This window comes from Bacillus sp. FG16, assembly GCF_057809515.1.
Genome location: NZ_JBMDKC010000083.1, coordinates 1 through 24454 on the forward strand (window position 1 = coordinate 1; position 24454 = coordinate 24454).

The 24454-nt window shown below is 39.4% G+C and carries 29 protein-coding genes; 27 read left to right on the forward strand and 2 right to left on the reverse strand.

Going from position 1 to position 24454, the window contains the following annotated elements; all coding sequences use genetic code 11:
• Window positions 1-352: 352 nt before the first annotated feature.
• Together ACODS7_RS23935 and ACODS7_RS23940 are read left to right on the forward strand one after the other, a co-directional pair.
• The gene (locus ACODS7_RS23935) at window positions 353-490 is read left to right on the forward strand and encodes a hypothetical protein (RefSeq protein ID WP_243168666.1); all 138 of its coding nucleotides are present in this window, start codon (window positions 353-355) and stop codon (window positions 488-490) included.
• Window positions 491-668: 178 nt separating this feature from the next.
• Window positions 669-1103 carry a DUF722 domain-containing protein gene (locus ACODS7_RS23940; RefSeq protein ID WP_243168665.1) on the forward strand — a complete coding sequence of 145 codons (435 nt, stop codon included), beginning with the start codon at window positions 669-671 and terminating at the stop codon, window positions 1101-1103.
• 258 nt (window positions 1104-1361) lie between these two features.
• On the opposite strand, the gene ACODS7_RS23945 is transcribed toward ACODS7_RS23940, so the two are convergent.
• Together ACODS7_RS23945 and ACODS7_RS23950 are read right to left on the reverse strand one after the other, a co-directional pair.
• Window positions 1362-1745, reverse strand: coding sequence for a DUF4183 domain-containing protein (locus tag ACODS7_RS23945; RefSeq protein WP_243168664.1), 384 nt, complete (start codon window positions 1743-1745; stop codon window positions 1362-1364).
• Between the two features lie 69 nt (window positions 1746-1814).
• Window positions 1815-2141, reverse strand: coding sequence for a DUF4183 domain-containing protein (locus ACODS7_RS23950; RefSeq protein WP_243168663.1), 327 nt, complete (start codon window positions 2139-2141; stop codon window positions 1815-1817).
• Between the two features lie 549 nt (window positions 2142-2690).
• Between ACODS7_RS23950 and ACODS7_RS23955 the strand changes: the two genes are divergently transcribed.
• From ACODS7_RS23955 to ACODS7_RS24075, 25 genes are all read left to right on the forward strand, one after another.
• On the forward strand, window positions 2691-3008 hold the full coding sequence (locus ACODS7_RS23955; RefSeq protein ID WP_243168662.1) for a hypothetical protein: 318 nt from the start codon (window positions 2691-2693) through the stop codon (window positions 3006-3008).
• 409 nt (window positions 3009-3417) lie between these two features.
• Complete coding sequence (locus ACODS7_RS23960) at window positions 3418-4056, forward strand: HGGxSTG domain-containing protein (RefSeq protein ID WP_243168661.1); 639 nt, start codon at window positions 3418-3420, stop codon at window positions 4054-4056.
• A gap of 489 nt (window positions 4057-4545) precedes the next feature.
• Entirely contained in the window at window positions 4546-6231 is a 1686-nt protein-coding gene (locus ACODS7_RS23965) for a phage terminase large subunit family protein (protein WP_243168660.1), read from the forward strand.
• 27 nt (window positions 6232-6258) lie between these two features.
• Window positions 6259-7536 carry a phage portal protein family protein gene (locus tag ACODS7_RS23970; RefSeq protein WP_243168659.1) on the forward strand — a complete coding sequence of 426 codons (1278 nt, stop codon included), beginning with the start codon at window positions 6259-6261 and terminating at the stop codon, window positions 7534-7536.
• A gap of 83 nt (window positions 7537-7619) precedes the next feature.
• The gene (locus ACODS7_RS23975) at window positions 7620-8510 is read left to right on the forward strand and encodes a phage head morphogenesis protein (protein ID WP_289670433.1); all 891 of its coding nucleotides are present in this window, start codon (window positions 7620-7622) and stop codon (window positions 8508-8510) included.
• Window positions 8511-8655: 145 nt separating this feature from the next.
• Entirely contained in the window at window positions 8656-9531 is an 876-nt protein-coding gene (locus ACODS7_RS23980; protein ID WP_243168657.1) for an HK97 family phage prohead protease, read from the forward strand.
• Window positions 9532-9558: 27 nt separating this feature from the next.
• The gene (locus ACODS7_RS23985; protein WP_243168656.1) at window positions 9559-9987 is read left to right on the forward strand and encodes a hypothetical protein; all 429 of its coding nucleotides are present in this window, start codon (window positions 9559-9561) and stop codon (window positions 9985-9987) included.
• A 28-nt stretch (window positions 9988-10015) separates the two neighbouring features.
• Entirely contained in the window at window positions 10016-10876 is an 861-nt protein-coding gene (locus tag ACODS7_RS23990; RefSeq protein ID WP_243168655.1) for a phage major capsid protein, read from the forward strand.
• A gap of 64 nt (window positions 10877-10940) precedes the next feature.
• A complete protein-coding gene (locus ACODS7_RS23995) occupies window positions 10941-11117 on the forward strand; it encodes a hypothetical protein (protein WP_243168654.1) in 177 nt (58 codons plus the stop codon).
• Window positions 11118-11131: 14 nt separating this feature from the next.
• On the forward strand, window positions 11132-11530 hold the full coding sequence (locus ACODS7_RS24000; RefSeq protein ID WP_243168653.1) for a phage protein Gp36 family protein: 399 nt from the start codon (window positions 11132-11134) through the stop codon (window positions 11528-11530).
• A 3-nt stretch (window positions 11531-11533) separates the two neighbouring features.
• Window positions 11534-11980 (forward strand): phage virion morphogenesis family protein, encoded by a 447-nt coding sequence (locus ACODS7_RS24005; protein ID WP_289670437.1) that lies wholly within the window; start codon window positions 11534-11536, stop codon window positions 11978-11980.
• Window positions 11980-12414: a hypothetical protein gene (locus ACODS7_RS24010; protein WP_243168651.1), complete on the forward strand. Its 435-nt coding sequence runs from the start codon at window positions 11980-11982 to the stop codon at window positions 12412-12414. The genes ACODS7_RS24005 and ACODS7_RS24010 overlap by 1 nt, the downstream gene beginning before the upstream one ends.
• Window position 12415: 1 nt before the next feature.
• Window positions 12416-12577 (forward strand): hypothetical protein, encoded by a 162-nt coding sequence (locus ACODS7_RS24015; protein WP_243168650.1) that lies wholly within the window; start codon window positions 12416-12418, stop codon window positions 12575-12577.
• Window positions 12577-13494 (forward strand): phage tail tube protein, encoded by a 918-nt coding sequence (locus tag ACODS7_RS24020; RefSeq protein ID WP_243168649.1) that lies wholly within the window; start codon window positions 12577-12579, stop codon window positions 13492-13494. Before ACODS7_RS24015 ends, ACODS7_RS24020 begins: the two co-directional genes overlap by 1 nt.
• Before the next feature lie 57 nt (window positions 13495-13551).
• On the forward strand, window positions 13552-13902 hold the full coding sequence (locus tag ACODS7_RS24025) for a hypothetical protein (RefSeq protein ID WP_243168648.1): 351 nt from the start codon (window positions 13552-13554) through the stop codon (window positions 13900-13902).
• 245 nt (window positions 13903-14147) lie between these two features.
• Window positions 14148-16544, forward strand: a complete 2397-nt coding sequence (locus ACODS7_RS24030) for a phage tail protein (protein WP_243168647.1) — start codon at window positions 14148-14150, stop codon at window positions 16542-16544.
• 18 nt (window positions 16545-16562) lie between these two features.
• Window positions 16563-19505, forward strand: a complete 2943-nt coding sequence (locus ACODS7_RS24035; protein WP_243168646.1) for a hypothetical protein — start codon at window positions 16563-16565, stop codon at window positions 19503-19505.
• 212 nt (window positions 19506-19717) lie between these two features.
• Window positions 19718-21655, forward strand: a complete 1938-nt coding sequence (locus tag ACODS7_RS24040) for a hypothetical protein (RefSeq protein ID WP_488827744.1) — start codon at window positions 19718-19720, stop codon at window positions 21653-21655.
• Window positions 21655-21933 (forward strand): hypothetical protein, encoded by a 279-nt coding sequence (locus ACODS7_RS24045; RefSeq protein WP_243168644.1) that lies wholly within the window; start codon window positions 21655-21657, stop codon window positions 21931-21933. The genes ACODS7_RS24040 and ACODS7_RS24045 overlap by 1 nt, the downstream gene beginning before the upstream one ends.
• A gap of 14 nt (window positions 21934-21947) precedes the next feature.
• Entirely contained in the window at window positions 21948-22298 is a 351-nt protein-coding gene (locus ACODS7_RS24050) for a hypothetical protein (RefSeq protein WP_243168643.1), read from the forward strand.
• Complete coding sequence (locus ACODS7_RS24055) at window positions 22282-22566, forward strand: hypothetical protein (RefSeq protein WP_144518556.1); 285 nt, start codon at window positions 22282-22284, stop codon at window positions 22564-22566. Before ACODS7_RS24050 ends, ACODS7_RS24055 begins: the two co-directional genes overlap by 17 nt.
• Before the next feature lie 57 nt (window positions 22567-22623).
• A complete protein-coding gene (locus ACODS7_RS24060) occupies window positions 22624-22905 on the forward strand; it encodes a hypothetical protein (protein ID WP_243168642.1) in 282 nt (93 codons plus the stop codon).
• A gap of 2 nt (window positions 22906-22907) precedes the next feature.
• Complete coding sequence (locus tag ACODS7_RS24065) at window positions 22908-23117, forward strand: hypothetical protein (RefSeq protein WP_243168641.1); 210 nt, start codon at window positions 22908-22910, stop codon at window positions 23115-23117.
• A 59-nt stretch (window positions 23118-23176) separates the two neighbouring features.
• A complete protein-coding gene (locus ACODS7_RS24070) occupies window positions 23177-24208 on the forward strand; it encodes an N-acetylmuramoyl-L-alanine amidase (RefSeq protein ID WP_243168640.1) in 1032 nt (343 codons plus the stop codon).
• Between the two features lie 41 nt (window positions 24209-24249).
• On the forward strand, window positions 24250-24454 hold a 205-nt coding region (locus tag ACODS7_RS24075), incomplete at its 3' end, for an exosporium leader peptide-containing protein (protein WP_488827748.1).

The following is a 24454-nucleotide window of genomic DNA, read 5'->3' on the forward strand; positions in this document are numbered from 1 at the left end:
ATCTACGCAGAGATGCCCTTGACCAAGACTCTTATTGTAAAGAGTACGTGGTATACCATATGCATGAGGAAATGAGTATGTAACTTGTGCAAAGAAAAGAACTCTTATATAAGAGTTCCAACGAGGAAAAATGAGTTGATAACAATAACAAAAACAAATTGGTATAGGTCTAGTATGTCCAAATTATATACATGTATACAACATAACAAAGCAGCTAGCAAAAAAGCTAACTGCTCAGTTGATGGAAGGAGTTTAATTAAATCAGGTCTCAGCTCTTAATGGTTTTAGGCTATCCACCAGCCTATGGATAGTATGAATCAAAATTAGAATTTTATGCAGGGAGGAATGAACAATGCCAGCGTCTACAGATTTCTTATTGGCACTATCTACAAAATTGCAGGAGATTGCAGATAATACAGCGGATTTAGAAACGGCAGCTGAATTAGAGGAGTTAATAGAGAAAATCAATGAAAGTATACTAAATGGTTAGGTACATCATGTACCTGACTCCATAATTTAAAAACACTCACAGAAACCGATCAAATTCAATTTTAAATCCTTTCTGAATACCATAGGTATCTAAAAGCTTAAAATTGATGACAAAGGATTTTAGGAGCGAATAAAGAGATTTTATCATACAAGCATGAAGTGTGGACGGGAGGGATTCGATGATAGAAAGCCCAACAGGGAAACTCAAAGGCGCGACTTTTAAATATATCGAGAGTGAATTATATGGTTACGGCGATACATTGCGTGAAATTGCATTCTTACGAAAGAATCTGATATTCTGTTCTCCACATGATGATGAGAATACCGGAGGCGGAAGAAGGAATGTCCCAGATCGTCCGACGGAACGCATCGGAACCAAGTTAACAGTACATAAAAAACTCAAACGCCTAGAAGAATTAGCGGATACGATTGAACATGTGTATGTATTGTTAGAACCAGAGAAACAAAGACTGGTCAAATTAAAATACTGGACGAAACCCCAATGTAAGACATGGGACGGAATCGCAGAAGAGCTGCACATCACCAAACGAACAGCTTTACGTTGGAGAGATGGAATTGTGTACGCAATCGCGGAAAGACTGGGAGAAAGATAAAAGATGTCACTATCATGTCACTTTTGGCCTCAAAAAATGAAGTATTATGATAACATAGAGAAGTAATGGAAGGGCAGCATATAGCAGGCTGTTCTTTTATTTGTGTGGGGAAATTGAAATATCACGTACCGTACTGTTTATAAATAAGAACACAAACAAGAAAACAGGCATATTGTATATTATGAGTTGCAAACCATTCAAACCTATCTGGGAAAACTGTCTGAAACGAAAAAAGGGCCTGTAAAAAAGGCCCTTGTCTTATGTTACAACAGTCGTATTTGAAGTAGGAGTGAATTGTACAATTTCTAGTACAACAGGTGTATCTGTTAAAATGGTTCCTGATCCGACTGGAACGGTAATTGCTAAGGAACCGACGCCTGTAGCACCTGGCGTATACTCGGAAATACCTTCCATTTGCAACACGCCATTGACATATACATTAAAATAACTATTGTTTGTAGCTAAGGTTGGTAAAGTAGTAACGGCGGTACCATTGTCGTCAAAAAAGCTAGCTGCGTCAATTGTTAAGGTATTTCCAGCTGTCGTAGGGGCTGTAGTAACATAAAAAAAGCGAGAATCATCTGGATCAGTCGTAGTTACAGTAGATCCTGTAGCAGCAATTTTCATGAGCTGTAAAGCCATGGTATGACCTCCTATTCTAAAAAAGTTGTCCTCCTTACAATATATGTGAGTCTTTCTGTATTGTGAATATTAATACAACGTAAGAAATTGAAGGGTAATTGGTGTTCCAGGAAGAGGAGATGTTTCAGATAATAAGGTGAGTTTTCCTGTTTCTACGTTGTACATATTTAAAGGCTGAATGACCCCATTTACAAATAAGTTGATATAAGAAACAGTGTTCGGGGATAAGATAGGAGAGCTATTATAGGCTGAAATCCCATCGGTGTTTGTGTACACAAATTGATCTGGTTTTGCAATCGTATGATACATGACATTTCGAACAGATTGATGGGTAGGAAAAATAATGGAAAGAGGCCGTTTTGGATTACAAGTAGAGTATTTAAAATTATAATTCATAAGAATCTCCTTTCAGACAAGGATAACATATTGTATGAATAAGTAGGGAAAGCATGCATAGGATCAATAGGCAACCAGGTAAAAAAATGAAAATTGTAACAAGTCTTATCATATATGCATATGGTGTGGTGTGAGATAAGCCTGAGCACCTTATTTCATGTTCATAAGTTCAAACCTTTCTAAAGGGCACCCTGGCACAGGTGCTCTTTTCCCATGCACCGTTTAAAGTGGACATGCATATAGTAGAGTAAATAGAATGAGGCATGATCGTTACCTTTCTATTCGAAAGCACTCGTGAAAACGGGTGTTTTTTCCGTATCACTTTCATAAAGACAAGCATATAGTGAAGTACAACCCTTCAACAGGTTTTTTCAATTATAAGAACTCCTTTCTATACCAGGACGAAACTTGAGAGCATCCCTTATACGGGTGCTCTTTTTGTGTTGGGAAGTTTAGGAATCATTTTTATGCAGAATTTGTTCCTATTCATCCTAAATTAGGACGTGCTACAATGATACATATAAAAGATCGTGTGGAGGAGGAATTGTATTGGAAGAGAAGTTAGATATGCTAATGAAAATGATGCAAGAAGGATTTAATGGATTAAATCAACAGTTACAAGATGTGAATCAAAGATTAGAAAAAGTAGAATCTAAGTTGGATGTTGCGAATGGAGAAATTGCATCGTTGAGAGAAGATGTAACAGATATGAAAAAACAGCTTACGGCTCATCGTATAGAAACGGATGATAATTTTACTAAGATTTATGATACGGTTTCCGACAAAGAAACAGCGATTGAAGTACTGAATAAAAGAGTATTTGGAACAGAAACGAAGATAGCGAAATTAGTAAAAGAGAAACATTAAAGTTAAGAATTGTAATGTTGAATAGAATATGTTTTTATCACAAAGAAGTAGGGAGAGCTTTGATATGCAAACAATTAAGCCAGGAGGTTGAACAAACATGAGAGAAATCAAACCAGGGGGCTGAAATGATGAGAGACATTCGGCCAGGCGGGTGAATAAGTAAAACGAAGCATCCACACTCGGGATGCTTTTTTGCTGTTCCTACATCGAACAATTGAAATTTTACATGTGACAGCCAATAGAATTCACTTTGATACGAAACCATACATGTTACTGGAAATGCGCTCATACTTGTTATAGAGCGAATAGATGGAGAGGAGAGTAAGGAAGGGAGTAATTTACCCTCCCCTCGATGCGCTCGACCTTCCAAATTGGAAATACAGAACTCAAATTTGAGGAGGTGTTTTTTATGAAACAACATGAGAAAATGCTTATTCAGCGACTGAAGAACGATGCTCTTACGGTTGCGAATGAGATTAACGATATGTCTTATGACACAGCCCGTAAAAAGAAGGCTGAGTTTCTGAGAAAGCAACTTAAAGATGTAAAAATTATTTGTGGAGCTATCAATGCGAATGGAAAGATATGTACGAAAGAACCTGTTGAGAGCGCTGCTCGATGTGCGAATCACGGAGGGCTTTCAACTGGTCCTATTACAGAAGAAGGGAAAGAGAGAGCTTTAGCTAACTTATCTCCACAGGCTAACATGATATACGGTTTATATGCTCGCTTTGTTATGACTGATGAAGAGAGATTGTTTTATGGTTCAATGGTACAACAGTATGAGGAAAACTATGAACTAGACCTAGCGAACCTCATGCTATTAGACCGAGCGTTACGTAACTTCATACTCAACCAACGTAAGGAAATAGCTGAGGCTGGCGAACAGGTAGACGAGAGCAACAGCTACAATGACTATGACACGAAGTTCTTACGTTACATGCAAGCGCTCGGGTTTGATCGTAAGTTTAATGTAAGTAAAGAGCATAAAGATAACGACAAAGGAGTCAACCTTAACATGTTATTCGATATGGGTGACAGTGTATAAAATAATGCATAAACAAGTGCATGAATCCTTTTGTTATTGGTATTGAATGCATCGTTATACATTACTTATGCATACATGAAATGATATAGTTTTATACAAGTAAAGGTATGAAGTGGGTTGAACCTTAGAGCCGCAAGGAGTTCGAGGTTTTTTGTTATGTTCTTCTAGTTAACATAATCAATGTTATAGGTAGTGACCGTATCGGTTACAACGATTTTCATTGAGGGAAAGAGAAAGCGAAAAATTATGAGACCAGGGGGGGCTTTTCCGCTCGCATGGTGACATTTACAGAAACTATAAATTTACTAAAAAAATTTTTTCGCTTTAAGAAATTTTTCTATAGCGTTTTTTTCTCGTCTTCGTTCTGATAGTAATGCGAGACACTGCGTAAAATTGAACTACTCACCACTTCAAACAGTCCGTAAGGATATTAAGTGGTGAGTAGTTCAATGTTAATATACCACAAATTTAATCCTGGAAGGGGTAAAAATGAATGTAACAGCTGAACAATTAAAGCACATGAGAAATATTATGAAGGACCCTATCGGTTTTACGGAAACAACTGGAACTGTAAAAGGGAAACCATTTCGATTTGAACATAGAGGACATTTATATGATGTGTATAGAGATCCTCACCCTCGAATTGTAATAGTTGCAGGACGTCAGGTGGAAAAATCTGAGACTGTTGACCGTGTTATGAAATTTTCTGGTTATCAACGAGCTCATACAACGATTACCTACACAGCTCCACGACAAGAGCAAACAACTCGTTTTGTAAATGATCGCTTTCGATCTTCTATTAAAGCGAGTAATCAAGGGATACTTGAGGGAATGGTAGACCCGAAAGGTGATGCCAAAACTCGTATACGATTGCTTAACTCTACAGTTTACTATTTTGGTAGTGCATGGGCTGATGGGGATGCTTTACGTGGTATACCTGGTGATATGGTATTTTTTGATGAAGTTCAGGATATTACACAAACAGCTATTGAATCGATTGAAAAATCTGTTTCTCACTCAGAAATTAAGGATCCTAAAACAGAGCTAAATGGTAAGTGTTTCTATACTGGCACACCAAAACAAAAAGGTTCTTATTATGACAGAGTACTTTGGAGTCAATCAGATCAAAAGAAATGGAACGTCTGCTGCTGCAACTGTGGACATAACCAATTCATGACGATGAAAAATATTATGGTTCAAGATGAGGGAGAAGAAACAGAACGTAGATATTTTGGTTGCTTGAAGTGTAATGAAGAATTGGACCGCGAAAATGGTCATTGGGTTGCGACTCGACCAGGTAACAAAATGTATAGTGGTTATTTGTTCAATCAGCTTAATATGACTTGGATTTCGGCCAATCAAATATGGCGGGACTACCTCACAATGGATACCATGACATTCCACAATGAGGTACTTGGTGGGTTTTATTCGGGTGAAGAACAACCGATTACACTTGAGGATGTACTTGCTTGTACTGATAAAACACTACTTTTAAAGGAGCAATCTGATTTCCCAACAGTAATGGGAATTGACTATGGTAGTGGAGAGAAATCCAAAACAATCATAACAATTGGACACAACTATAACGGTAAAATATATATCGTTTATTTAGAAAGTTGGCTTCCTGACAAAACAGATAAGCGTAACCATCATGACCAGCTTATTGAACATTTGTGTAAGCTACATGGACGATTCAACGTCGAAAAAATAGTGGGTGACATTGGTTATGGTAGCTATGAGTCTCAGAAACTATATGGCATTTATGGCCGTAATGCTATTAGCTGCCGCTACGTAACGTATGCTAACGACCCACGGAAACGTGAGTACAAAGGATTCAACAACTCTACATTACAAGTTGATCGTACTTTTTCGATGGACAAGCTTATCGATATGTTCCACAAAAAACAAATAGTTATACCTTACAAAGAACCCGATAAAGTCGAGTTCTTTTTTGATCATTATACAGCTATTGAAAAGATATTCACTGAGTCCACTACTTCTACAGGGACAAAACGATACGACCACAGAACGCCAGATGATGCCTTCCACAGTTTGAATTATGTAAGGGAAGGTATTCATGAACTCATAAACCGATTTGAATGGGCTGGAGTAGAACGAGAAGATATATCGATGGACAAATTGTTTGGAGACAATGACGACTTACCAGAATGGTGATTATTTTTAATGTAAGGAGGTGGAAAAATGGGGATTTTTACAGCTTTACGTGAAAAGATACCTTGGAATTATGCTCAAAAGAGGCAAGAAAAAGAACTACTTGAATTAGCACGTGAAATAGGTCTTTATAAGGATGATACTTACGAGAGGTCTGAAGAAACAGATTTTAACCCATCTGATTTTAGTCTTGATGTGTATGACAGAATGTTGACTGATGGACAGGTTAAGGCTGGTTCTGAAATGATTAAACTTTCTAGTACAGCGAAAGGATTCACTGTTACTGGAGATGATGAAGAAACTCGTAATTATGCTGAATTCATACTTGAAAACTTCGAATCAATACAAGGGAATATGGAAGATTATATCAGGGAAATACTCTCAGCTATTGATTACGGGTATAGTTGTACAGAAAAGGTATTTGAGTATCAAAATGGCCAAATTAGACTCAAAAAGTTAAAAACGCTAGATCCACATAGAATCAGTGTTAAAACGAATGGTTTTGGAGATATCCAATATATTAAGCAGACTATTGGTACAAAAGAAATTAAAATACCCGCCAATAAAGTGTGTTGGTATACTTACGATAAAAAATTCGGCAATTTATATGGCAACTCCATGTTAAGGACAGCTTATAAGCACTGGCTCATAAAAGACAAACTGTATCGATTTGCTAATATCGCATATGAGCGCTATGGAACACCACTTTTAGTTGGTACTGTACAGGACGCTGGCGATGTTGACAAAATGGAGAGTTTATTGAGAAGAATTAATGGCATGACAGGCCTAGCAATCTCTGGCGGAGACTCTATCAAGGCGGTACAAGGTAGCAATGCTGATTTTATAGGTTATATCGAGCATCATGATCGTAAAATTATGGAGTCAATGTTGGTTCCACCTCCACTACTTGGATTGTCACGAGGACAGTCTAGTAGTTTCGCGCATTCAGGTATTCAATTTGATATCTTTATGATTCGTTTGGAGTCACTTCAGAGGGATTTAAAGTCATTAATTGAGGAAGAAATTATTAGACCATTAATAGATTTGAATTTCCCTAATGTAAAACGATATCCTTCTTTTCAATTCAAGCCATTAGCTGATAAGGATACCGAAAAAATGGCTCGTGTATTCCAAATGATGATTGATAAAGAAGTGATTGCACCATCTGAAGACTGGATTCGCGAAGAACTTGGTATGCCAGCCATTAGTGAAGAAGCGAAAAAGGAAATTCAGGAAAATAAAATTTTACAAAGTGCGTTAAATAAAGCAAAAGAAGATCCAGGAGCAAAAGCGACAGAGGGAAAGTAAAAGCTTCTGAGATGTTTCCAAGGAAGCATGTAACATATGGCGAGAGACGAAAAAGACTTAACACAAAGTTAATCCTCAAGGATATGGAAGAAATCGAATCAGCCTTCCTTACTGAATCTCAGAAGCTAAACAAAAAACGTCAAGAACAACTTATGGAACGAACGAAAAAATTAATTCCAGAGCTACAAAAAGCACATCAACAAGGTGATTTTGACGAAGTTGCAGGTCTTTTAGCAACGTTACAAATGCCATCTCATAAGGAATACAAAAAATTAATTACTAAGTTAATAAAAACATCTGTGGAAGCTGGAGTTTTACGAGCACATTCTGAATTGGAGAAATTACAGGGGGCATATTCCTTTTCAGAAGATATTTTTGAACAAGTAACAGGTCATTACGCTTATGAGGTTGTATTTCCTCCAGAAGCTCAAGTGTTTTTGGAAAATTATTCACTTGAAATCACAGCTATCACAGAAGCTACAGTGATCGATGCGATCCGAGAAGTATTAATGCAAGGATTAACTTCCGGAACAGCAATAAAAGATCTTATTCAGCTCATTAGGGAATGTTCTGAGAGATGGCTAAGCCAAAATCACGCTGAAACAATAGCTAGAACAGAAAATGGCAAGATGTACAATGCGGGACGTCTTGCTCGTTATATGTCACCAGAAAACCAAGGTTTCATAGTCGCTCTACAGTATGATTCTATTGTGGATAGACGAACTACTGAAATATGTAGGTATTTGGATGGAATGATTATTTCCATTGATAATGCATCAGTAATCGCTGAGTATACGCCACCTAATCATTTTAAATGTCGTGCTACTTGGCTACCTGTTTCAAAATTTGAGGAGTGGGAAGATAATTTTGATATCTCCATGAAGCCAGAAAAAGGATTTGATTTTACAGCTCCCCTACCTAGATTACTAAATGGTACTAATGGAGAACCACTCGTTAGACCTAAGCAGGATTAAAGCCCATCTCATTTTGAGAATGGGTTATTAATTTTGCGAAAAATACGCTCCAATTGTGAATACCTCCATATTAATTAGGTGCTTACAATTGGGGCGTATTTAATTAGGTCTGAGCTCCTCAAATAAATATTAGGAGGTGAACAAAATGAGTAAAGTAAAAAAATTGTTTTATGAAGGGAAACTTACAAAGTCATTTTCAGAAGGTGGCGAAGGTGAAGATCTCATCAAAGAAGCGGAATTGTTCTCTACTGGTATTCATCGAGGAACTGAGTACACTGTGGAAGACCTAAATACATTAGCCAATAACTTTGATGTTACCGAAGAGATACCAATTCAACTTGACCATTCTAATAGTGTTCGTGACACTGTTGGATATCTTGAAGAAGTAAGTGTGGAAGGCGATAAATTATTAGGTAAAGTTCGTATTATTGACGACTCCACAAAAGAACGTATCGAAAAAGGATTAATGAAAAAACTTTCTATCTCATTTTATATCCAGTACAACGAAGAGGATGACACTATTAGGCCTCATAAATTAAGAGAGGTCTCTTTAGTTGCGTTTCCTCAAGTGAAATCAGCGCGTTTATTCAGTGAAAATGGCTATAGTTCAGAGATTGATGAAAATAAGGGGGTTGAACCTATGCCAGGACAAAACAATCAGCAGCCACAAAATTTTGCACAGTTGCAAGAACAATATAAACAATTAGAAGAACAAATGAAACAACTGCAAGCTCAAAATCAATCATTCTCAGAAGGAAAAATCAATTCAAAAATTGAGAAATTCCAAGAAGAGAGCAAAATTGTGCCAGCTCAAGCTGCTTCATTGAAAAATCTATTATCTTCATTTTCTGAAGAACAAACTCAAATGTTCGATGAATTTATGAAAAACGCTACACAAATTGACTTCCAAGAACAAGGGGAAGTTGCTAGAGAAGGCGATCCAGACAAACGAACTCAAGAGCAAAAAGAGTTTGATAAATTCTATGAAGAACACGAAGCTAAATTCGGTTCAAGCTTATAAAACTAGATAAAGAGGAGGTTGGATTCTATGAGAAACAGAGTTGAATATCGTATTCCAGAAGATGCTGGACACACTTTTAAAGTTAAAGCTGGACAAGTCATTAAAGTTGGTGAACTTGCTGAAATCACAGGGGATTTTGAAGTGCAACGCGCTAGTGCTGACTCCAAAAAGGTTGTTGGGGTAGTTTACTCTGGAACGGTTGGAGTAGATGGCGTTAATGTTGGTTATCAAGGGGATAAAGGAGATGTTGTGACAGTTGTTCTTCTAAAACCACTAGTTTACTTAACAGCAGGTGGAACTATTGCAGTTGGCGACAAAGTAAAAGCCGGTGCAAATGGACAAGCAGTAAAACAAGTAGCTACAGCAACATACGTAGCCGATGAAGAAAAACAAGTAGTTGGTATGGCACTAACAGGTGCTTCTTCCGGAAACAAATTTGTTGTAGCGTTAGGCTAATAATTTTATAAACAAGGGGGTCATATAAATGGCTGATATTATTTTAGGACAACATCCACTGTTAAAGAAAGAATTTATTGATAAACGTGTTAGAGCATTGATTGGTCACCAATTTGTTGCTGATCAATTATTTACAGCATCCACAGTTGATGCTTTAGCAATTAAATATTTACAGGATGCCGATAAAGATTCAAAAGATCGTCAAGCTTATGACGGAGTACCAGAAGTAGGAGAAGGCTCTACTTTCCAGCGTATTGGATTGAATGAAGAGGAAAAGACAGCGATGATCAAAAAATATGGTCTTGAAGCTATCTTTACTTATGAAATGCAAAAATGGGGTCCTGATGGAATCTTTGAACGCGGTATTCGGAAATTAGCTGTTAATGTCAAAAAAATGGTTGATACTATGGCGTATGATGTAGCAACAAATAAATATAATATCGGCGGTGGGATTCAAGGTGCAACTTCTGGTGGTTGGAATACAGCTACTAATGTAATCAATGAGTTAGTTGATGCTAAAACAGCTGGTGCAGATTATGGATATTCATTTGATACACTTGTAGTCAATCCCCGTGTTGGTTCTATGTTACTAAAAACAAAAGATGTGCGTGATGCTTTACGCGAAAATAATACTGATGTTTCTTTATTACGTGGATATATTGGTGATTTTATGGGTCTTTCGATTATTCAAGATGAAAATTTCAAGGATGGAGACGCATTAGTTTTACAAAAGAAAATCATCGGTGATATTGCTGACGCTGAAGGCTTACGTACTGGTACGTATAACGAAGATGGAAATATGAGAACTGTTGCACGAGCTACTCGCTTTACTCAAGCCTACTTAACGGACCCTAAAGCATCATACCTATTAAAAACAGTAAAAGCTTAATAAAACTCGGAGATAAGGGACATTTTAGTTTCTTATCTTTTTTATTTTACATGGAGGTGAAACTATGAAGATTAAAACTCTTGTACCTCACGTACTGCTATTCAATCGACCAGAAGGTGAAGTGATCGATGTGGAAGACTCGACAGGAGAACACCTTATTAAAGTTGGCTATGCCGAAGAAGTAAAAGAATCTCGTAGTAATGCAAAGAAAAGCACAGATCAAAAGAAAGAAGATAAATAAGGGAGGCTGACAGAATGGCATACACAACGCCTACAGATATTAGAACAACTGTAAGGAGTTTATCTCCAAATATCACTGCCCCAGAAATACAGGTCTTTTGTGAGAAAGCTACTGTTTACCTTGATGCTAGACTAGGGAGTTTGTATGCTGTTCCATTTAACCCAGTACCACCAATGATAAAGGAACTAGCTACTGATTTGGCTGGTTACTACTTAGAAAAATGGTTGTATTCTTCCCAAAAGCCAAATTTAGATGAAAAGGTTGCTGACAAGTTTGTTGAGATTAAGAATACAATAACTGAAATTATTGCTGGTGATATGGACATTGGAGTACCGACTCTAAACGGAAAAAACTCTGGCTTCGCTACTACAAACAACAGAGATCCTGTATTTGACTTGGATACGGAGTGGTAGGTTATGCCAGGAGTAGACTACAGAGTAACTGTAAGACTTAACGGAACTGATTTGCGACTTAGAAATATAGCCAATCGTTTAAAAGATTTGAGGACGCCAATGACTCGTTCAGCTACCTATATGGAGCGCTCTGTGGGAAATCGTTTTAGGGCAGAGCCTTGGGTTCCGTTAAGCGAGAATACTATCAAATGGCATCCGAACCGAGCAGGCGGAAAACCACTGAATGATACAGGACAGTTAAAAATGAGCGTAACAGGTGGAGCTGTCAAACGTATTGATAAACTGGAAATGCATTTTGGTACAGCTTTACCAAAAGCGAAACTTCATAACTTTGGAGGTCGCACGAAGTTTGGTTATGTGCCAGCTCGTAAATTTTTATACTTCGATACTCAAGATGAATCCATGATTAAACGTATCTTTCAGGATTATATAGAGGAGTTGGTAGACTAATGGGTCTATACCTAACAATCAAAAATGCATTGTATGACCAATTAGTTGCTGGTCTGACTACTCAGTCGATCAAAGCAGACGTTCACAAAGTACACTATCAAAATATAGCATTCTTTCCATCTCTTGCTTTTGAGCTACAGAAACGCAGAAAAGTCAAAAAAGGACTTGGAGTTTCAGAGGTGGAGTTTACTATATTGGTTTGGGTGTATTCAAACATACTTGATGCTGAAGACGCTGAGGAAGAATGTATTGAGCTCTTGAACGTTGTAGAGAAAATCATTGAGAGCGATAAAACTCTTGGTGGTACTGTAGCGTATCTTTCCATAGATGACGAGGCTGAATTTGGCCAGGTTGAAACTGGAGAAGCTAATTTTCTACAAGGTGCAAGACTTCCAGTTTTGATCCGCTCGAAACCAATACCAAAGGAGGTATAACATGAAGCTCAAAAACCCTTTCAATTTTGACCTTAAAGTCATTCAACCGTTTGATCAACTAGTCAAAGCCGGGGAAACCATTGAGGTAGACAAAAAAGAGAAACAACTTATAAAGGACCTTAAAGCGGTCGGATTTGAGGAAGTAAAGGAGGCTGGTGAATAATGCCACACGGATTTGACCACACAGTTGTAGTTGGTAAGGAAACCACAGCGGGTACAAAAGCAGCTGCTTTCTCGTGGCTTACGATTCTTGAAAGTTTTGAGCCGGAAGAGAATTTCAATGTTGACCAACGTAAAGGTCTAGGACAGCGTACTCCAATGAAATTACGTACAAATGCTAAAGAGTTCGACGCAAGCTTTGGAGGCGTACTACAAAACGCTCGACCAATCTTGATGGCTCTTGGTAAAGAAGTAAAGACGGGAGATGCTACAGCTGGCTATACACACACACTTACTCCAGTAGGCAAAGGAGAAGTTCTTCCAAGCTTCACTTTCCAGCATAATATTGCGAGTGGCTCGCTATTGCGCAACTATCTTGGCGGTAAAGTTGATACATTGACTCTCACAGCAGCAGCTGAGGAAGCGGTTGAAATCGAAGGAGACATGCTTTTCTTAAACGTTGATACTACTGGCACAGCGTCAGCAGTTACAGCTGAGTTGAATAATTATTACATGTTCTACGAGGGTACTGTGAAAGTAAATAATGCCACTGTATCCAATATCTCCGAGTTTGAACTTGAGATTAGTAATAATTTAGAGCGTCGCTTCTATGTCAACGGTAAAGATACAGCTGGGAAGATTCAAGAAGGACCTCTTGATCTTGCTTTAAGTATGACAATGGACTACTTAGATAAAACACATTGGGATTTATTCCAAAGCGGTGCAGATATAGCAGTTGAGTTGAAATTACAGGATATTGGCGAGCCAAAAAACTCAATTACTATTACGCTTACTGGTGGTAAATACGATACTAACGCTATTGGCGCTGGTGCTGAGGACGTAACAGAGCAAGAACTTGAAGCAGTTTTCACTGATATCTCAGTAGTTGCTAAAGACGTAATTAACAACTTATTTGCTTAATAAACTGAGGGGCTAGTCGCCTTTTAAAATAAAACTATATGAAAGTAGGAAATTATAATGTCAAATAAACCTTGGTTACGTAATAAAGAAGAAAAATTCATAATATTACATGGAGCGAAAATTCACTATAAAAAATTAGGTTATGGTGAATCACGTAAAATTGCTGAACAAGCTACTACTTTTGATAAAATGGGACGCCCAATCAAAAACGATGTATCACTTGCAATGACACTTCAAGTTGTAAACTCAATTACTGACTGGGAGCTAACAAACAACGAAGGCGAAAAATTACCTATTACGCTTGATACGTTCGACAATGAACTTGATCCAGACTTTGTAGGTGAGATTATTCAAGCTGTCCACTCTAAGATTGATGCGGGAGTGCCAGAAGATAAAAAAAAGAAATAGAAAGAGCTACTAAAAAGATGCTTGAGGGACGGAAAGTTGAGAATCCACCTCAAGCTCTTTTAATGTATGAGCTTTGTAAAACGTTCAGTAAATTGCCAGACGAGATTGACCGTCAAGATTACAAGGACATACAGGAGCTCTTGATAGTTCATAACACGATAAGCGAACATGAGGCAAAAGCTAATAAGAAAGTGCGACGAGCTCAAACTGTTAAAAAGCACGGTACGGGAGGAGGGAGATAATCTATGGCAAGTATAATCGACATTATCGTCAATGCCAACGACCGGGCGAGTGGTGTACTTGACAATCTAGCTGACAAGGTTAACAACACAGGTATGAAGATTGGAGCTATTGGCTCTTTAGCTAGTGCTGCTACTCCAGCCTTACTTGCTGGTCTTGGTGGTGCGGTTGCTCTTTTTGGTACAGCTGGTGTAGCAGCTGCTGGATTTGGAGCTTTAGCTATGACAAGTATCACTGGAGTAGTAGAAAAGACTAGTGAGCTAGAGAAGCTACAAGAGAAGGTAGACAATGCTAGTAACGCAAAGGAGCGCTCCAAAGCACTCGCTGAGCAGAAAACCTACCTTGCTAGTTTAACTGAGGAAGAAAGAAAAGCAGTTCAAGCTACGAGTGACTTTAAGTTGACGTGGAAGGACATGGAGGATGAAATGAGTCCTACTACGTTTACTTTAATGGCTAACGGTATGACATTGGCTGACAATGTTATGACTAAAATGTTCCCAGCTATGAAGGGAGTCGGCAACTCGTTCGCTGGAATGATTGGTCAAATGAATAGTGCTATTGAGTCTGGTAAGGCTGACGCTTTCTTCGAGCATATTAACACCTTTGCGGTTCCAATGTTCGAAATGGTAATGCAATCGGCAGGGAACATACTAAAAGGTTTTGGAAATATTATGATGGCTTTTACTCCTTTGGGTATGCAGATGGGAAATGGCATGGTAGATCTAACAGCTAAGTTTGCTCAATGGACTTCCACACTTCAGAGCTCAACAGCCTTTCAGTCATTCGTCACATTCGTACAAACGAGTGTACCAATTATTTTGAATATCATAGGTCAACTATGGAACATACTTGTCAAGTTAGGTACAGCGTTAGCACCTTTGGGGTTAGCTATATTGACACTAGCTAGTAATTTTCTAATGTGGGCTAATAACAGTGGACTTGTTAAAACAGCTCTTGATTTGGTGAGTCAAGCAGGCACATGGCTAAATCAAAACATGCAAACAGTTCAGCAGGTTATTGTAGCAGTTATAGCTGGATTTGTAGCTTTTAAAGCTGCGTTAGCTATTGGCTCAACTATCGCAACGGTTGTCTCAGCTATTAGTAGTTTCCGACAAGCAATGCAACTCGCTCAAGCAACTACTACAACAATGAGAATTGCTACAGCTCTATTCAATGCAACTCTGTTGGCTAATCCCATTATGTGGGTTGCTGGATTAATTGCTGCACTAGTAGCTGTTGGTGTCCTATTATGGCAAAACTGGGATACTGTCAAAGTTAAAGCTCAAGAGCTTTGGGGTAAGATGGTTGAAATGTGGGAGGGTATCAAACAAGCTTGGAATGCCGGAGTCGAAGCTACAAAAGCTTATTTTACAGGACTTTGGAATGACGCGGTAGCAAAAGCTACCTCAATTTATAACGACGTTTCTAACTGGTTCAATAACTTGTGGACAACAGCTCAAACTATCTGGAACACAGGTGTTGCTCAAGTAAAAGCATTCTTCCTCAATTTGGCCATGGAAGTCGTACAAAAGGCATTGCAACTTAAGGAGATGGTAACTACCCACTTCACTAACATGTGGAACGATGCGAAAAATGCTTGGAATACTGGGATTAACTTTGTTAAGGGCGTCTTTAACAATATGATTAGCGCTGTAGTCAATATAGCTAACAACATCAAGACTGGAATTATTAACGGTTTCAATAACTTGTGGAACTCAGCTAAGTCACTTTGGAACTCCGCTGTTAGTGGACTTAAACAAATATTCTCTAACTCAGTGAGTTCGTTCATCTCGACTGTAGGAAATATCACAAGAGGCATTGTTGACGGATTCCGAAACGGATTACAAACTGCGGTAACTACTGTCTCAAACGGTATTAAAAACTGTTGGAACACTATAAAGGACTTTGGTAGCTCATTCTTAAGCGCTGGTAAGGGCTTAATTAACGCTTTCGTTGATGGTATCAAGGGTACTATCGGTAAAGCTGTAGATGCAGTATCTGAAGGTATGGCAAAAGTGCGTAGTTACTTACCATTCTCACCAGCTAAAAAAGGACCATTAAGCGATCTTGATAAGTCTGGTAAGTCATTCTTCCCAACTTGGTATGAGTCAGCATTAACTCAAGTGAAACCAATGACGAGAGCTATCGGTGGAGCTATGAGCTCTGTATCTGACCAGATGGAAAACGGCTTTGCAGGAGAGACTCTACGAGCTTTCACTGGCGGCAAGCCAACCGTAACAGTTAACCACATTGTAACAGTAGAGGGTGCGGTTGATCTTGATAGCAAGGGCCTACAAAGGCTTGAGCATAGTATCAACTCTAAGGTGATTGACTCAGTAGGTAGCCAAACTGGTACACCAGACTACATGAAAGACTTGAGGCAGGTAATGAGAAAAAGATAACAAGGAGGTCAGAGCATCATGGCCATAGAACAAAAGGTGTTCCCCTTAGAATGGATGGAACAATATAGACTGTCAGACAACTGGTGGAATGGAGGATACTCTCCTATTCGTGCGGGCTCTCAACAAGGCTATATTTCTTTCTTAGGTACACCAGCTGGAGTCCGTGAGGCAATTGTGACCTCCAAGACTCCAGCAAAAGTGTACTTGCGATTATATTTTTACTATGGAGGAGACTTCCTAGTTGGTAAGCACCAGCTCTCAAGTCGTCCTACTACAGCAACAAAGCCATATCACTTGGCTCTTACTGGTTGGGAGTTTACTCCAGATGTTAACCAGTACCAAGATTATAATATTACAGGAGTCATTCGAGACGATCTTATTAGTGGTAAGTACCAAGGGGTTACGATGTGGAACAACATGAATACGCCAGCTAGTGAGTGCTGGGGTGCTATTGAGAATCCCTACAGAGCATATTGGGTAGTTGAGGGAGACTGGAACGTACCACCTCAGAGACCTCGTTTAGATTACCCAACGTTTGGCGTTACAGTTAACCAAGAGTTAGAAGTAAGATGGACTCCACCAACTAACGAGCCAAATCCAAACATTTTAAAGTACGATATAGCTATCTCAGATGACAATAGTTATACTTGGACGCCATACAACAACGTTGGCGCTAATGGAGTTACAAGCTACAAGATTAACACGTACAACTTAAACCAGACGAGAAAGGCTGTAGTAGCTATTCGAGCGTTTGACGGAGAGTTTTACTCTGAGTGGAACTACTCAGACCGCTTTACTATCTTCCACGAGATGCCTCTTAAAGCTCCTATTAACTCATTACCAGCAGTTGGAGCTACGATTGACCGTACAGCTATTAATACGTTTAGTTGGAAAGCAGATCCTAAAGCAATACAGATGGGTTATCAATTTAGGTGGCGCACAGTAGCGAGTGATAGCTCAAGAGGAAGTTGGAACTATATACCGAGTTCAACTGTATTTGTTAACTCCACTAGTCAGTACTACAATATGCCAGCCAGCACAGTACCAGCTGGTATGTTTGAGTGGTCAGTTAAGACTATGGATGATTTCAATTTACAGAGCGCTTGGTCGACAGAGCAGTTGGCTATTTCAGCTAACCCTAGTACAGCTCCTAATATGGTTTATCCAATTTATGCAACAGTTCATCCACAAGCTACTATGGTGGTTGAGTGGACTTCTATAGATCAATTGCAATTCGAATTATTTTTAAAGAACTCTGGAGGCGTAACGCTTTGGAGTACGACTGGAACGACTGAACGTAGTGTACGACTTGGTTACACACTAGCAACCAACGAAACTTACAAGATACAAGTGAGAGTCAATTCAAGTGGCGTATGGTCAAATTTTGTCACGACTGATTTCTCCGTAAACTTTGCGGCACCAGCAGTGCCGATCATACAGCGTATTGAGGAGGCTGGCTCTGGGGTAACGAACATCGTATACAATCAAGGTGAACTAGGGTTTGACTTGCCACCTCTTACAAAAGATGGATCTACATTCCAATTGCCTTGGTCAGTGGGCATGCACCCAACAAAAACGACACCTCTTACAGCTAATTCTTTTAAATTTGATGCTACTGGCTTGAGTGGTAGCACGAACTGTAACGTTGGAGCTTACTTGGATTCTTCCATGATTCCATTCCATGTAGGTTCAACGTATACGTTTACAGCTTACAGTAACAATAAGGGCGTGCGAGTAGCTATTCTTATGGAGGACGCAAGCGGAACGGTACTTGCAAGCGCGTCCTACCCACTCTATAACGCTGGGACGTATCTGTTAGAAGCAACCGCCTCTGTGGTTATGCCAGCTGGAACGGTGAGGATGAAAGTCTTAGTTGAGAACGTGGCCAATGCTCCTATGCTAGGGCAAGCGAATAATATAATGAGTGGTATGAACGTGAAAATCACTAGCCCGGTAACTACGAATCGTATTGACGTATATCGGCGAGCGTACTCACCTACAGGCGATGTTCATTGGACGTACCTTGGTGGCAATCCCATGCTCAGCTCCGTAACGAAAAACTTATTACCAAAAGCGCAAGGCAACTTACTAGGTAATACAAACGGAGGGACAAACAATGTCGTCACGACGTATGAGAGTGAGTATAACTGGACGTATAAGTCGAACGTAGTAACGGATGCAGTATGTTTCCAAGTAAATGTTACGCCAAATACAGACTATACGCTCTATTGCTGGCACAACGGAAATATAGGGATTTTCAACAGAGACGCGACAGTAAATATGAAGCCGTACACGACAGCGAAGTGTATCAACTTTAACGCTGGTAACAACACATCGATTCGTTGCTATTTTAAACAACAAACAGCCAATACAGTTGCTAACTTTACCAACCACATGCTCGTACAAGGAACCTATACCGACCAAACCATCGGTTTTGAACCCATGCGCCCAAATGGTATACAAGGTGGTTTCCTTGACTATACGCCAGCGAGTCAGACGCTTTATGAGTACAAACTCGTAGCATGGAACTTAATTAATAACACCAAGTCTGAGAGTCCACCTTTCCAGTTCATTCATAAGTTCAACGATACAATTATTCAAGATGTTGACAGAATATCTGATTTGTATTTCTTGACTATGGTAACTGACCGTGATAGCTCCACAGAAGTCGACTCAGCATTACAACGCTTTGCTGGACGTAAAGACCCAGTAAGGGAATACGGTGAAAACGAGACTACTGAGGTGAGCATTGAGTGGGAAGTAGACACTTGGTTCGAGGCTAAACAGATTAGTGACTTATTGAACGCGCGTGAGGTTTACCTGTACAGAGATGGATCTGGAAGAAAAATGTTCGTTTCAACTGAGAAGGTCAACATGAAAGACAAACAGATTAGTGGTTTCGTTATGAGCTGCGACTTCACCAAGACACACTACGATGCTACTAATTTAGCAAAAGAATAGGAGGATAGAGAATGCAACCACTAGCGCAAAAAGGATACTCAGCTCAGCAGGTCATGGACGTATTACACGCAAAGTCAAAAGCTCGTAATATTCGTTTCAGATACGATCTGTTAGATAAGAATTTAAACTTCAAACGTACGCTGGACAACATTCTTGACGGAGAAGTTACTTTCTCCTCCTTTTCCGCTATCAAGAGAACAGCAAAGTTTACCTTGAGGGAGAAATACACACCAGCTCATATTGAGAGACAGGCACGTACAGTCAATTACTACACTGGTAACTCAAGCAATGTATACAATTTACGTTTCGAATCTTGGACTAAAACCAATGTGGCTATGGATGTCGGAGAAATGAGACTACAACCTTATAGTGGAGTTATTGCAAATAGTACCTTAGAGAGTAATTGGTACTCACTTTGGAGTGGTGACGGTGCTACAGGTTGGATGACTGGAGACTTCAAACCTTGGAATTCAGGCACAGTCTACTCAGCTAATAAAGGTGGAGGCTGGCAAGGGGAATGGGCTCAAGAGATCATTCGTAGTGCATCCGGAACTTACCCAACTGGTTTTCAAACTATTAATAACACTTTAGTTAATGCTAGTGGAGGTCAAAAGCTATACGCTTCATTTTTCTATCGAGTATTTAACGGAGAGGTTCATCCTAACTACGTATATGCTATGAGCTCAGCTGGTAATGTTCGTTTCAATGAAAATATAACAATGACCGCAACTGGTTATAACGGTTGGTATCGTTGGGAGGGAGAATGTACGATTCCGAGTGGTCGAGCTAATGCTAGTTATGGCTTGTTAACAGCTTGTGATTCAGGAGCTCTCAATGGTATTTGTAACTACGATAATATTTATTTTAGTGGAACAGCTAAAGCAATATACTCTGGTATTGCTACAAGTCCTGTACTTGATATGAGCAATAGCACATACCAGGGCGTTGACATTCCACGAGTTAAGTCTACTGAGGTGACTTTCGAGAAAGTAAATGGTACGCCTACGAGGGAGGGCTCATGGATGCCAGAGAACATCGTTAAGACTCGCTATTCATTAGACGGTGGTGCTACTTGGTCAGCTTGGGTGGTTACTAATGAGTACAACTCTTTAGGTATACCGGCTGGATCAGACGCTCGAAAATTGAGAGTACAACTACAATGGAGTGCTGGAAGGCATAATTCAGCTGACAACGTTCGACTCAAGTATGTTAATGTAGCAATTACTTATGAAGAAGATACTCTTACTCCAAAGCGTGACGTTATTAACTATTTGCAAGATCGAATTAAGCCTTACATGGAAGTTGAAATGCCAGACGGTAACTGGTTAGAATTTCCACTAGGAGTATTTCTTCTTAATTCACCTACTCGTTCTGACCAAGTAAAAGGAGTATACAGGGATATTGAAGCTTATGATCAACTCGTTATACTCCAGGAAGATAAAACACTTTGGAATCGTACTTTCTGGGGCTATCCACATGAGGAAGTAGCTGACTTACTTGAATCTCTCGGATTCAATCGTAAGTTTATTAGCATTCCGCCGACTACAAAGTCAAGTGTGTGGAACTTTTCTATGGGTACTCCAATAATAGATATTATTAATAAAATGCTTGATACAGCAGGATATACTCCACTGTGGGTTGATGCTAACGGAGTCTTTAGGTCCCAACCTTATGTACTACCTACTGATAGACCAGTTGAGTACACTTATCAGGACGATGAGCTTTCAGTAACATATAACGGTATGAATGAGGAGCTAGATCTATTTAATACAGCTAACTACGTTATCGTTGTACAGTCGAATGTTGAGAAAGCACCTCTGTGGAAGGCTCGAGCTAACAATGATCCTCTCAGTCCTCTCTCTACAGTTTCTACAGGTCGTAGAATAGTAGACTATAGGGAAGTAGATAACTTGGAAACACAAGAGGATGTGGACACTTATGCTCAACGTATTTTACAGGAGACTACAATGGCTTATCAAAAAATTCAGTTCAATACAGCCTTAATGCCATTTCATGAGTACCAGGATTGTATAAGAGTTCGCTATTCAGAGCTTGACATTGATGATCGTTACATCGAGACAAGTTGGAAAATGCAGCTTAAGGTAGGTGGAGAAATGGAGCATGAAGCTAGAAAGGTTGTGTTTGTATAATGAATAGCGAGCAATTTCTAGATGTGATCTATGGAGCAATTAAAAATAGTAAGGACGTTCCTCAATTGTTCATGGCTACAGTTGGAGCTAACGACAATACCATTACCCCAGCAGGAGCTAAAGTATTCTTAAAATTTGACGGAACAACGAGTTACTCAACAGCTGCTAGCTATCCCGTTCTCGACTCAGCTTATCCTCTTTCGATTGACCAACGTGTGCTGGTAGCTCGCATAGCAGGTACTTATTTAGTTGTGGGTAAAGTTAAAAAATACACATAAGTGGAGGTGAGACTGTGAAGGCAAAAGAAAGTTTTAAACGGATGAGTATCTCAGAAATGAAAGCAAAAAGAGAGGCGTTGAGGGCCTCTAAAGAGTTGGATAAGGTATTTACTGATATCGATAGACAAATTGAATACGAACGATTAAAAACAATTCGTGAGCTAGGCTATTCCATTTCTGACAATCCAACTCATGAAGAATATCAAGTGTTATATGAACAACTTCATGTGGATGGCATGGACCTCGACGTGCGACAGACTTACAACGAAGAAAACAAACAATTAACAGTTGAAATATTGGTTTTACAGGTAGCTCGTTCTCTTACATTTGACCTAAGGGGTGAAAATGATGGCATTTTCAAATAAATTGATCGAGCAATTAGAGTTGCAAGCGCAAGATATTCGTGAACAGCAAAATGTTCATCGTACAAATATTGATAATTATAATTTAAAGATTGAAGAAGTCCGTAAGACAGCGGAAGAGAAGATTAAAGAAGAAACTCATCGGATTGAAATTTTACAACCTGAATTAGATAATCTTGTATATGCAATTAATTTACTTAAATCACAAATGCCACAAGATCCGATTATACCTCCGGTATCGGACCCGCCAGCAGACAAAATTGAAAACTAAGTAGGAAGAGTCGGCTTTTTAGGGCGGGCTTTATTTGTTGTGGAAAGGGGTGAAAACATGAACATTGAACTGGGCGTACTGATTGCACTACTATCGCTCGCCATCAGCTATTTTGGCTATGCACTGAATAAATCTAAATCTATCAAAGCAGATGGACAACAAAGTGCGGAAGTTAAAGCAGAACTGGGATATATTCGAAAAGGTGTGGATGATATCCGGATTGATTTGAAAGCGAGTGAAAAACAAATGGTTGCACTGGGAGAACGAGTCACAAGGGTAGAGGAAAGTACCAAACAAGCGCATAAGAGACTGGATACGTTAGAAAAGGAAGGGGATTAAATATGAATATTTCAAAAGAAAACATCCAAAAACGATTACGTAACTGGAAAACATGGGTGGCACTCGCCTCTCTTTTGGGATTTATTTGTGCGAAGGCAGGATTGCTAGAAACGAAGAGTTTTATCGATGAAGTGTTACCGTACATTTTCACACTAGGTGTCGCTTTAGGAATCTGGAGTGACCACGAAGGGACAGTACAAACAGACAAATAAAAACAAAGAGAACGCATCGCCAATCGGTGGTGCGTTTTTCTATGGGAGGAGAAACAAACATGAAACGATTACTAGGGATAGTTACAACAGTATGTATCCTATTTTCGCTGTCTACAAGCGTGTTTGCCGATAGAATACTTCTAATACCTGGTGTGCCGAAAACGCCATACAGGGGCGGTGTAGGGGCATATGAAGGAGTGGTTGCCCATAGCACGGCAACACCGGAAGCGCCGGCCATTAATATTCAACGTTATGAGACCCGTACCTGGAGAAATGCATTCGTTCATTACGCAGTGGATTGGAATGAAACGATTCAGATTGCGGATACAAAATACATTGCTTATGGAGCGGGGCCAGCGGCGAATAAACGATTTGTCCATGTAGAGTTATGTGAAACGGCTGATTACGCCAAGTTTAAACGTAGTTATGAGAAATACGTAAAGCTGTTAGCGGAAATCTTAAAAGATAACAATCTATCCGTAGAAAAAGGATTGTGGACACATAACGATGTGAGAAAGTACCTCGGCGGTACAGATCATGAAGACCCGATTGATTATTTACGTAGTCATGGCGTTTCAGAATCACAGTTTAGAAGTGATGTGCAGCGAGCATATAACAATGGTGAGACAATGGAAACAACAGGGGAAGGTAGTCCAGTTGTCCACACGCAAGGAATTGCCTATATTCTTGGAAATAACGTAAACCTACGAAAAGGACCAGGCACAAATTATGGTGTAATTCGTCAGCTAAACAAACCTGAAGCGTATCAAGTGTGGGGAGAGAAAGACGGATGGTTACACCTTGGTGGTGACCAATGGGTGAAATATAATCCAGAATACATCAGGTTTGAAAAGCAAGAATCAGTAAATCCGATTGTAGGGAAACGTGTGGGTTCAAAAGTAGATAACCTTCGCTTTTATGATACACCGTCATGGCAGGATAGCGCTGTAGCGGGTACAGTGGATAGTGGCGAAGGATTTACAATCGATGAGAAAGTAAGTGTGAATGGCTCTCCGCAATTTAAGGTGCACAATAGTAAGGGCAAAACGTATTATGTAACAGTAAATAAAGCGTATGTATATGTAGAGTAGTCGAATATTTCAACGTAATTAGTGAATAAAGAGGTGATTATGTGTTTGATAAGAATAAAATACAAAAAATAAGTAAGATATTACAAGCAGCCGCAATAGATCCAAATGTAATAGGTCCTACTTTTCCGCCGGTTCCACCAGTAATATTACCAACGGGTCCAACAGGAGATACAGGAGCAACCGGAGTAACAGGTCCAACAGGAGATACAGGAGCAACCGGAGTAACAGGTCCAACAGGAGATACAG

Bases quoted from the DNA above. Each gene is read 5' to 3' on its own strand.
- ACODS7_RS23935 (WP_243168666.1), top strand. From the start codon at position 353: ATGCCAGCGTCTACAGATTTCTTATTGGCACTATCTACAAAATTGCAG.
- ACODS7_RS23940 (WP_243168665.1), top strand. From the start codon at position 669: ATGATAGAAAGCCCAACAGGGAAACTCAAAGGCGCGACTTTTAAATAT.
- ACODS7_RS23945 (WP_243168664.1), bottom strand. From the start codon at position 1,745: ATGGCTTTACAGCTCATGAAAATTGCTGCTACAGGATCTACTGTAACT.
- ACODS7_RS23950 (WP_243168663.1), bottom strand. From the start codon at position 2,141: ATGAATTATAATTTTAAATACTCTACTTGTAATCCAAAACGGCCTCTT.
- ACODS7_RS23960 (WP_243168661.1), top strand. From the start codon at position 3,418: ATGAAACAACATGAGAAAATGCTTATTCAGCGACTGAAGAACGATGCT.
- ACODS7_RS23965 (WP_243168660.1), top strand. From the start codon at position 4,546: ATGAATGTAACAGCTGAACAATTAAAGCACATGAGAAATATTATGAAG.
- ACODS7_RS23970 (WP_243168659.1), top strand. From the start codon at position 6,259: ATGGGGATTTTTACAGCTTTACGTGAAAAGATACCTTGGAATTATGCT.
- ACODS7_RS23975 (WP_289670433.1), top strand. From the start codon at position 7,620: ATGGAAGAAATCGAATCAGCCTTCCTTACTGAATCTCAGAAGCTAAAC.
- ACODS7_RS23980 (WP_243168657.1), top strand. From the start codon at position 8,656: ATGAGTAAAGTAAAAAAATTGTTTTATGAAGGGAAACTTACAAAGTCA.
- ACODS7_RS23985 (WP_243168656.1), top strand. From the start codon at position 9,559: ATGAGAAACAGAGTTGAATATCGTATTCCAGAAGATGCTGGACACACT.
- ACODS7_RS23990 (WP_243168655.1), top strand. From the start codon at position 10,016: ATGGCTGATATTATTTTAGGACAACATCCACTGTTAAAGAAAGAATTT.
- ACODS7_RS23995 (WP_243168654.1), top strand. From the start codon at position 10,941: ATGAAGATTAAAACTCTTGTACCTCACGTACTGCTATTCAATCGACCA.
- ACODS7_RS24000 (WP_243168653.1), top strand. From the start codon at position 11,132: ATGGCATACACAACGCCTACAGATATTAGAACAACTGTAAGGAGTTTA.
- ACODS7_RS24005 (WP_289670437.1), top strand. From the start codon at position 11,534: ATGCCAGGAGTAGACTACAGAGTAACTGTAAGACTTAACGGAACTGAT.
- ACODS7_RS24010 (WP_243168651.1), top strand. From the start codon at position 11,980: ATGGGTCTATACCTAACAATCAAAAATGCATTGTATGACCAATTAGTT.
- ACODS7_RS24015 (WP_243168650.1), top strand. From the start codon at position 12,416: ATGAAGCTCAAAAACCCTTTCAATTTTGACCTTAAAGTCATTCAACCG.
- ACODS7_RS24020 (WP_243168649.1), top strand. From the start codon at position 12,577: ATGCCACACGGATTTGACCACACAGTTGTAGTTGGTAAGGAAACCACA.
- ACODS7_RS24025 (WP_243168648.1), top strand. From the start codon at position 13,552: ATGTCAAATAAACCTTGGTTACGTAATAAAGAAGAAAAATTCATAATA.
- ACODS7_RS24030 (WP_243168647.1), top strand. From the start codon at position 14,148: ATGGCAAGTATAATCGACATTATCGTCAATGCCAACGACCGGGCGAGT.
- ACODS7_RS24035 (WP_243168646.1), top strand. From the start codon at position 16,563: ATGGCCATAGAACAAAAGGTGTTCCCCTTAGAATGGATGGAACAATAT.
- ACODS7_RS24045 (WP_243168644.1), top strand. From the start codon at position 21,655: ATGAATAGCGAGCAATTTCTAGATGTGATCTATGGAGCAATTAAAAAT.
- ACODS7_RS24055 (WP_144518556.1), top strand. From the start codon at position 22,282: ATGGCATTTTCAAATAAATTGATCGAGCAATTAGAGTTGCAAGCGCAA.
- ACODS7_RS24060 (WP_243168642.1), top strand. From the start codon at position 22,624: ATGAACATTGAACTGGGCGTACTGATTGCACTACTATCGCTCGCCATC.
- ACODS7_RS24065 (WP_243168641.1), top strand. From the start codon at position 22,908: ATGAATATTTCAAAAGAAAACATCCAAAAACGATTACGTAACTGGAAA.
- ACODS7_RS24070 (WP_243168640.1), top strand. From the start codon at position 23,177: ATGAAACGATTACTAGGGATAGTTACAACAGTATGTATCCTATTTTCG.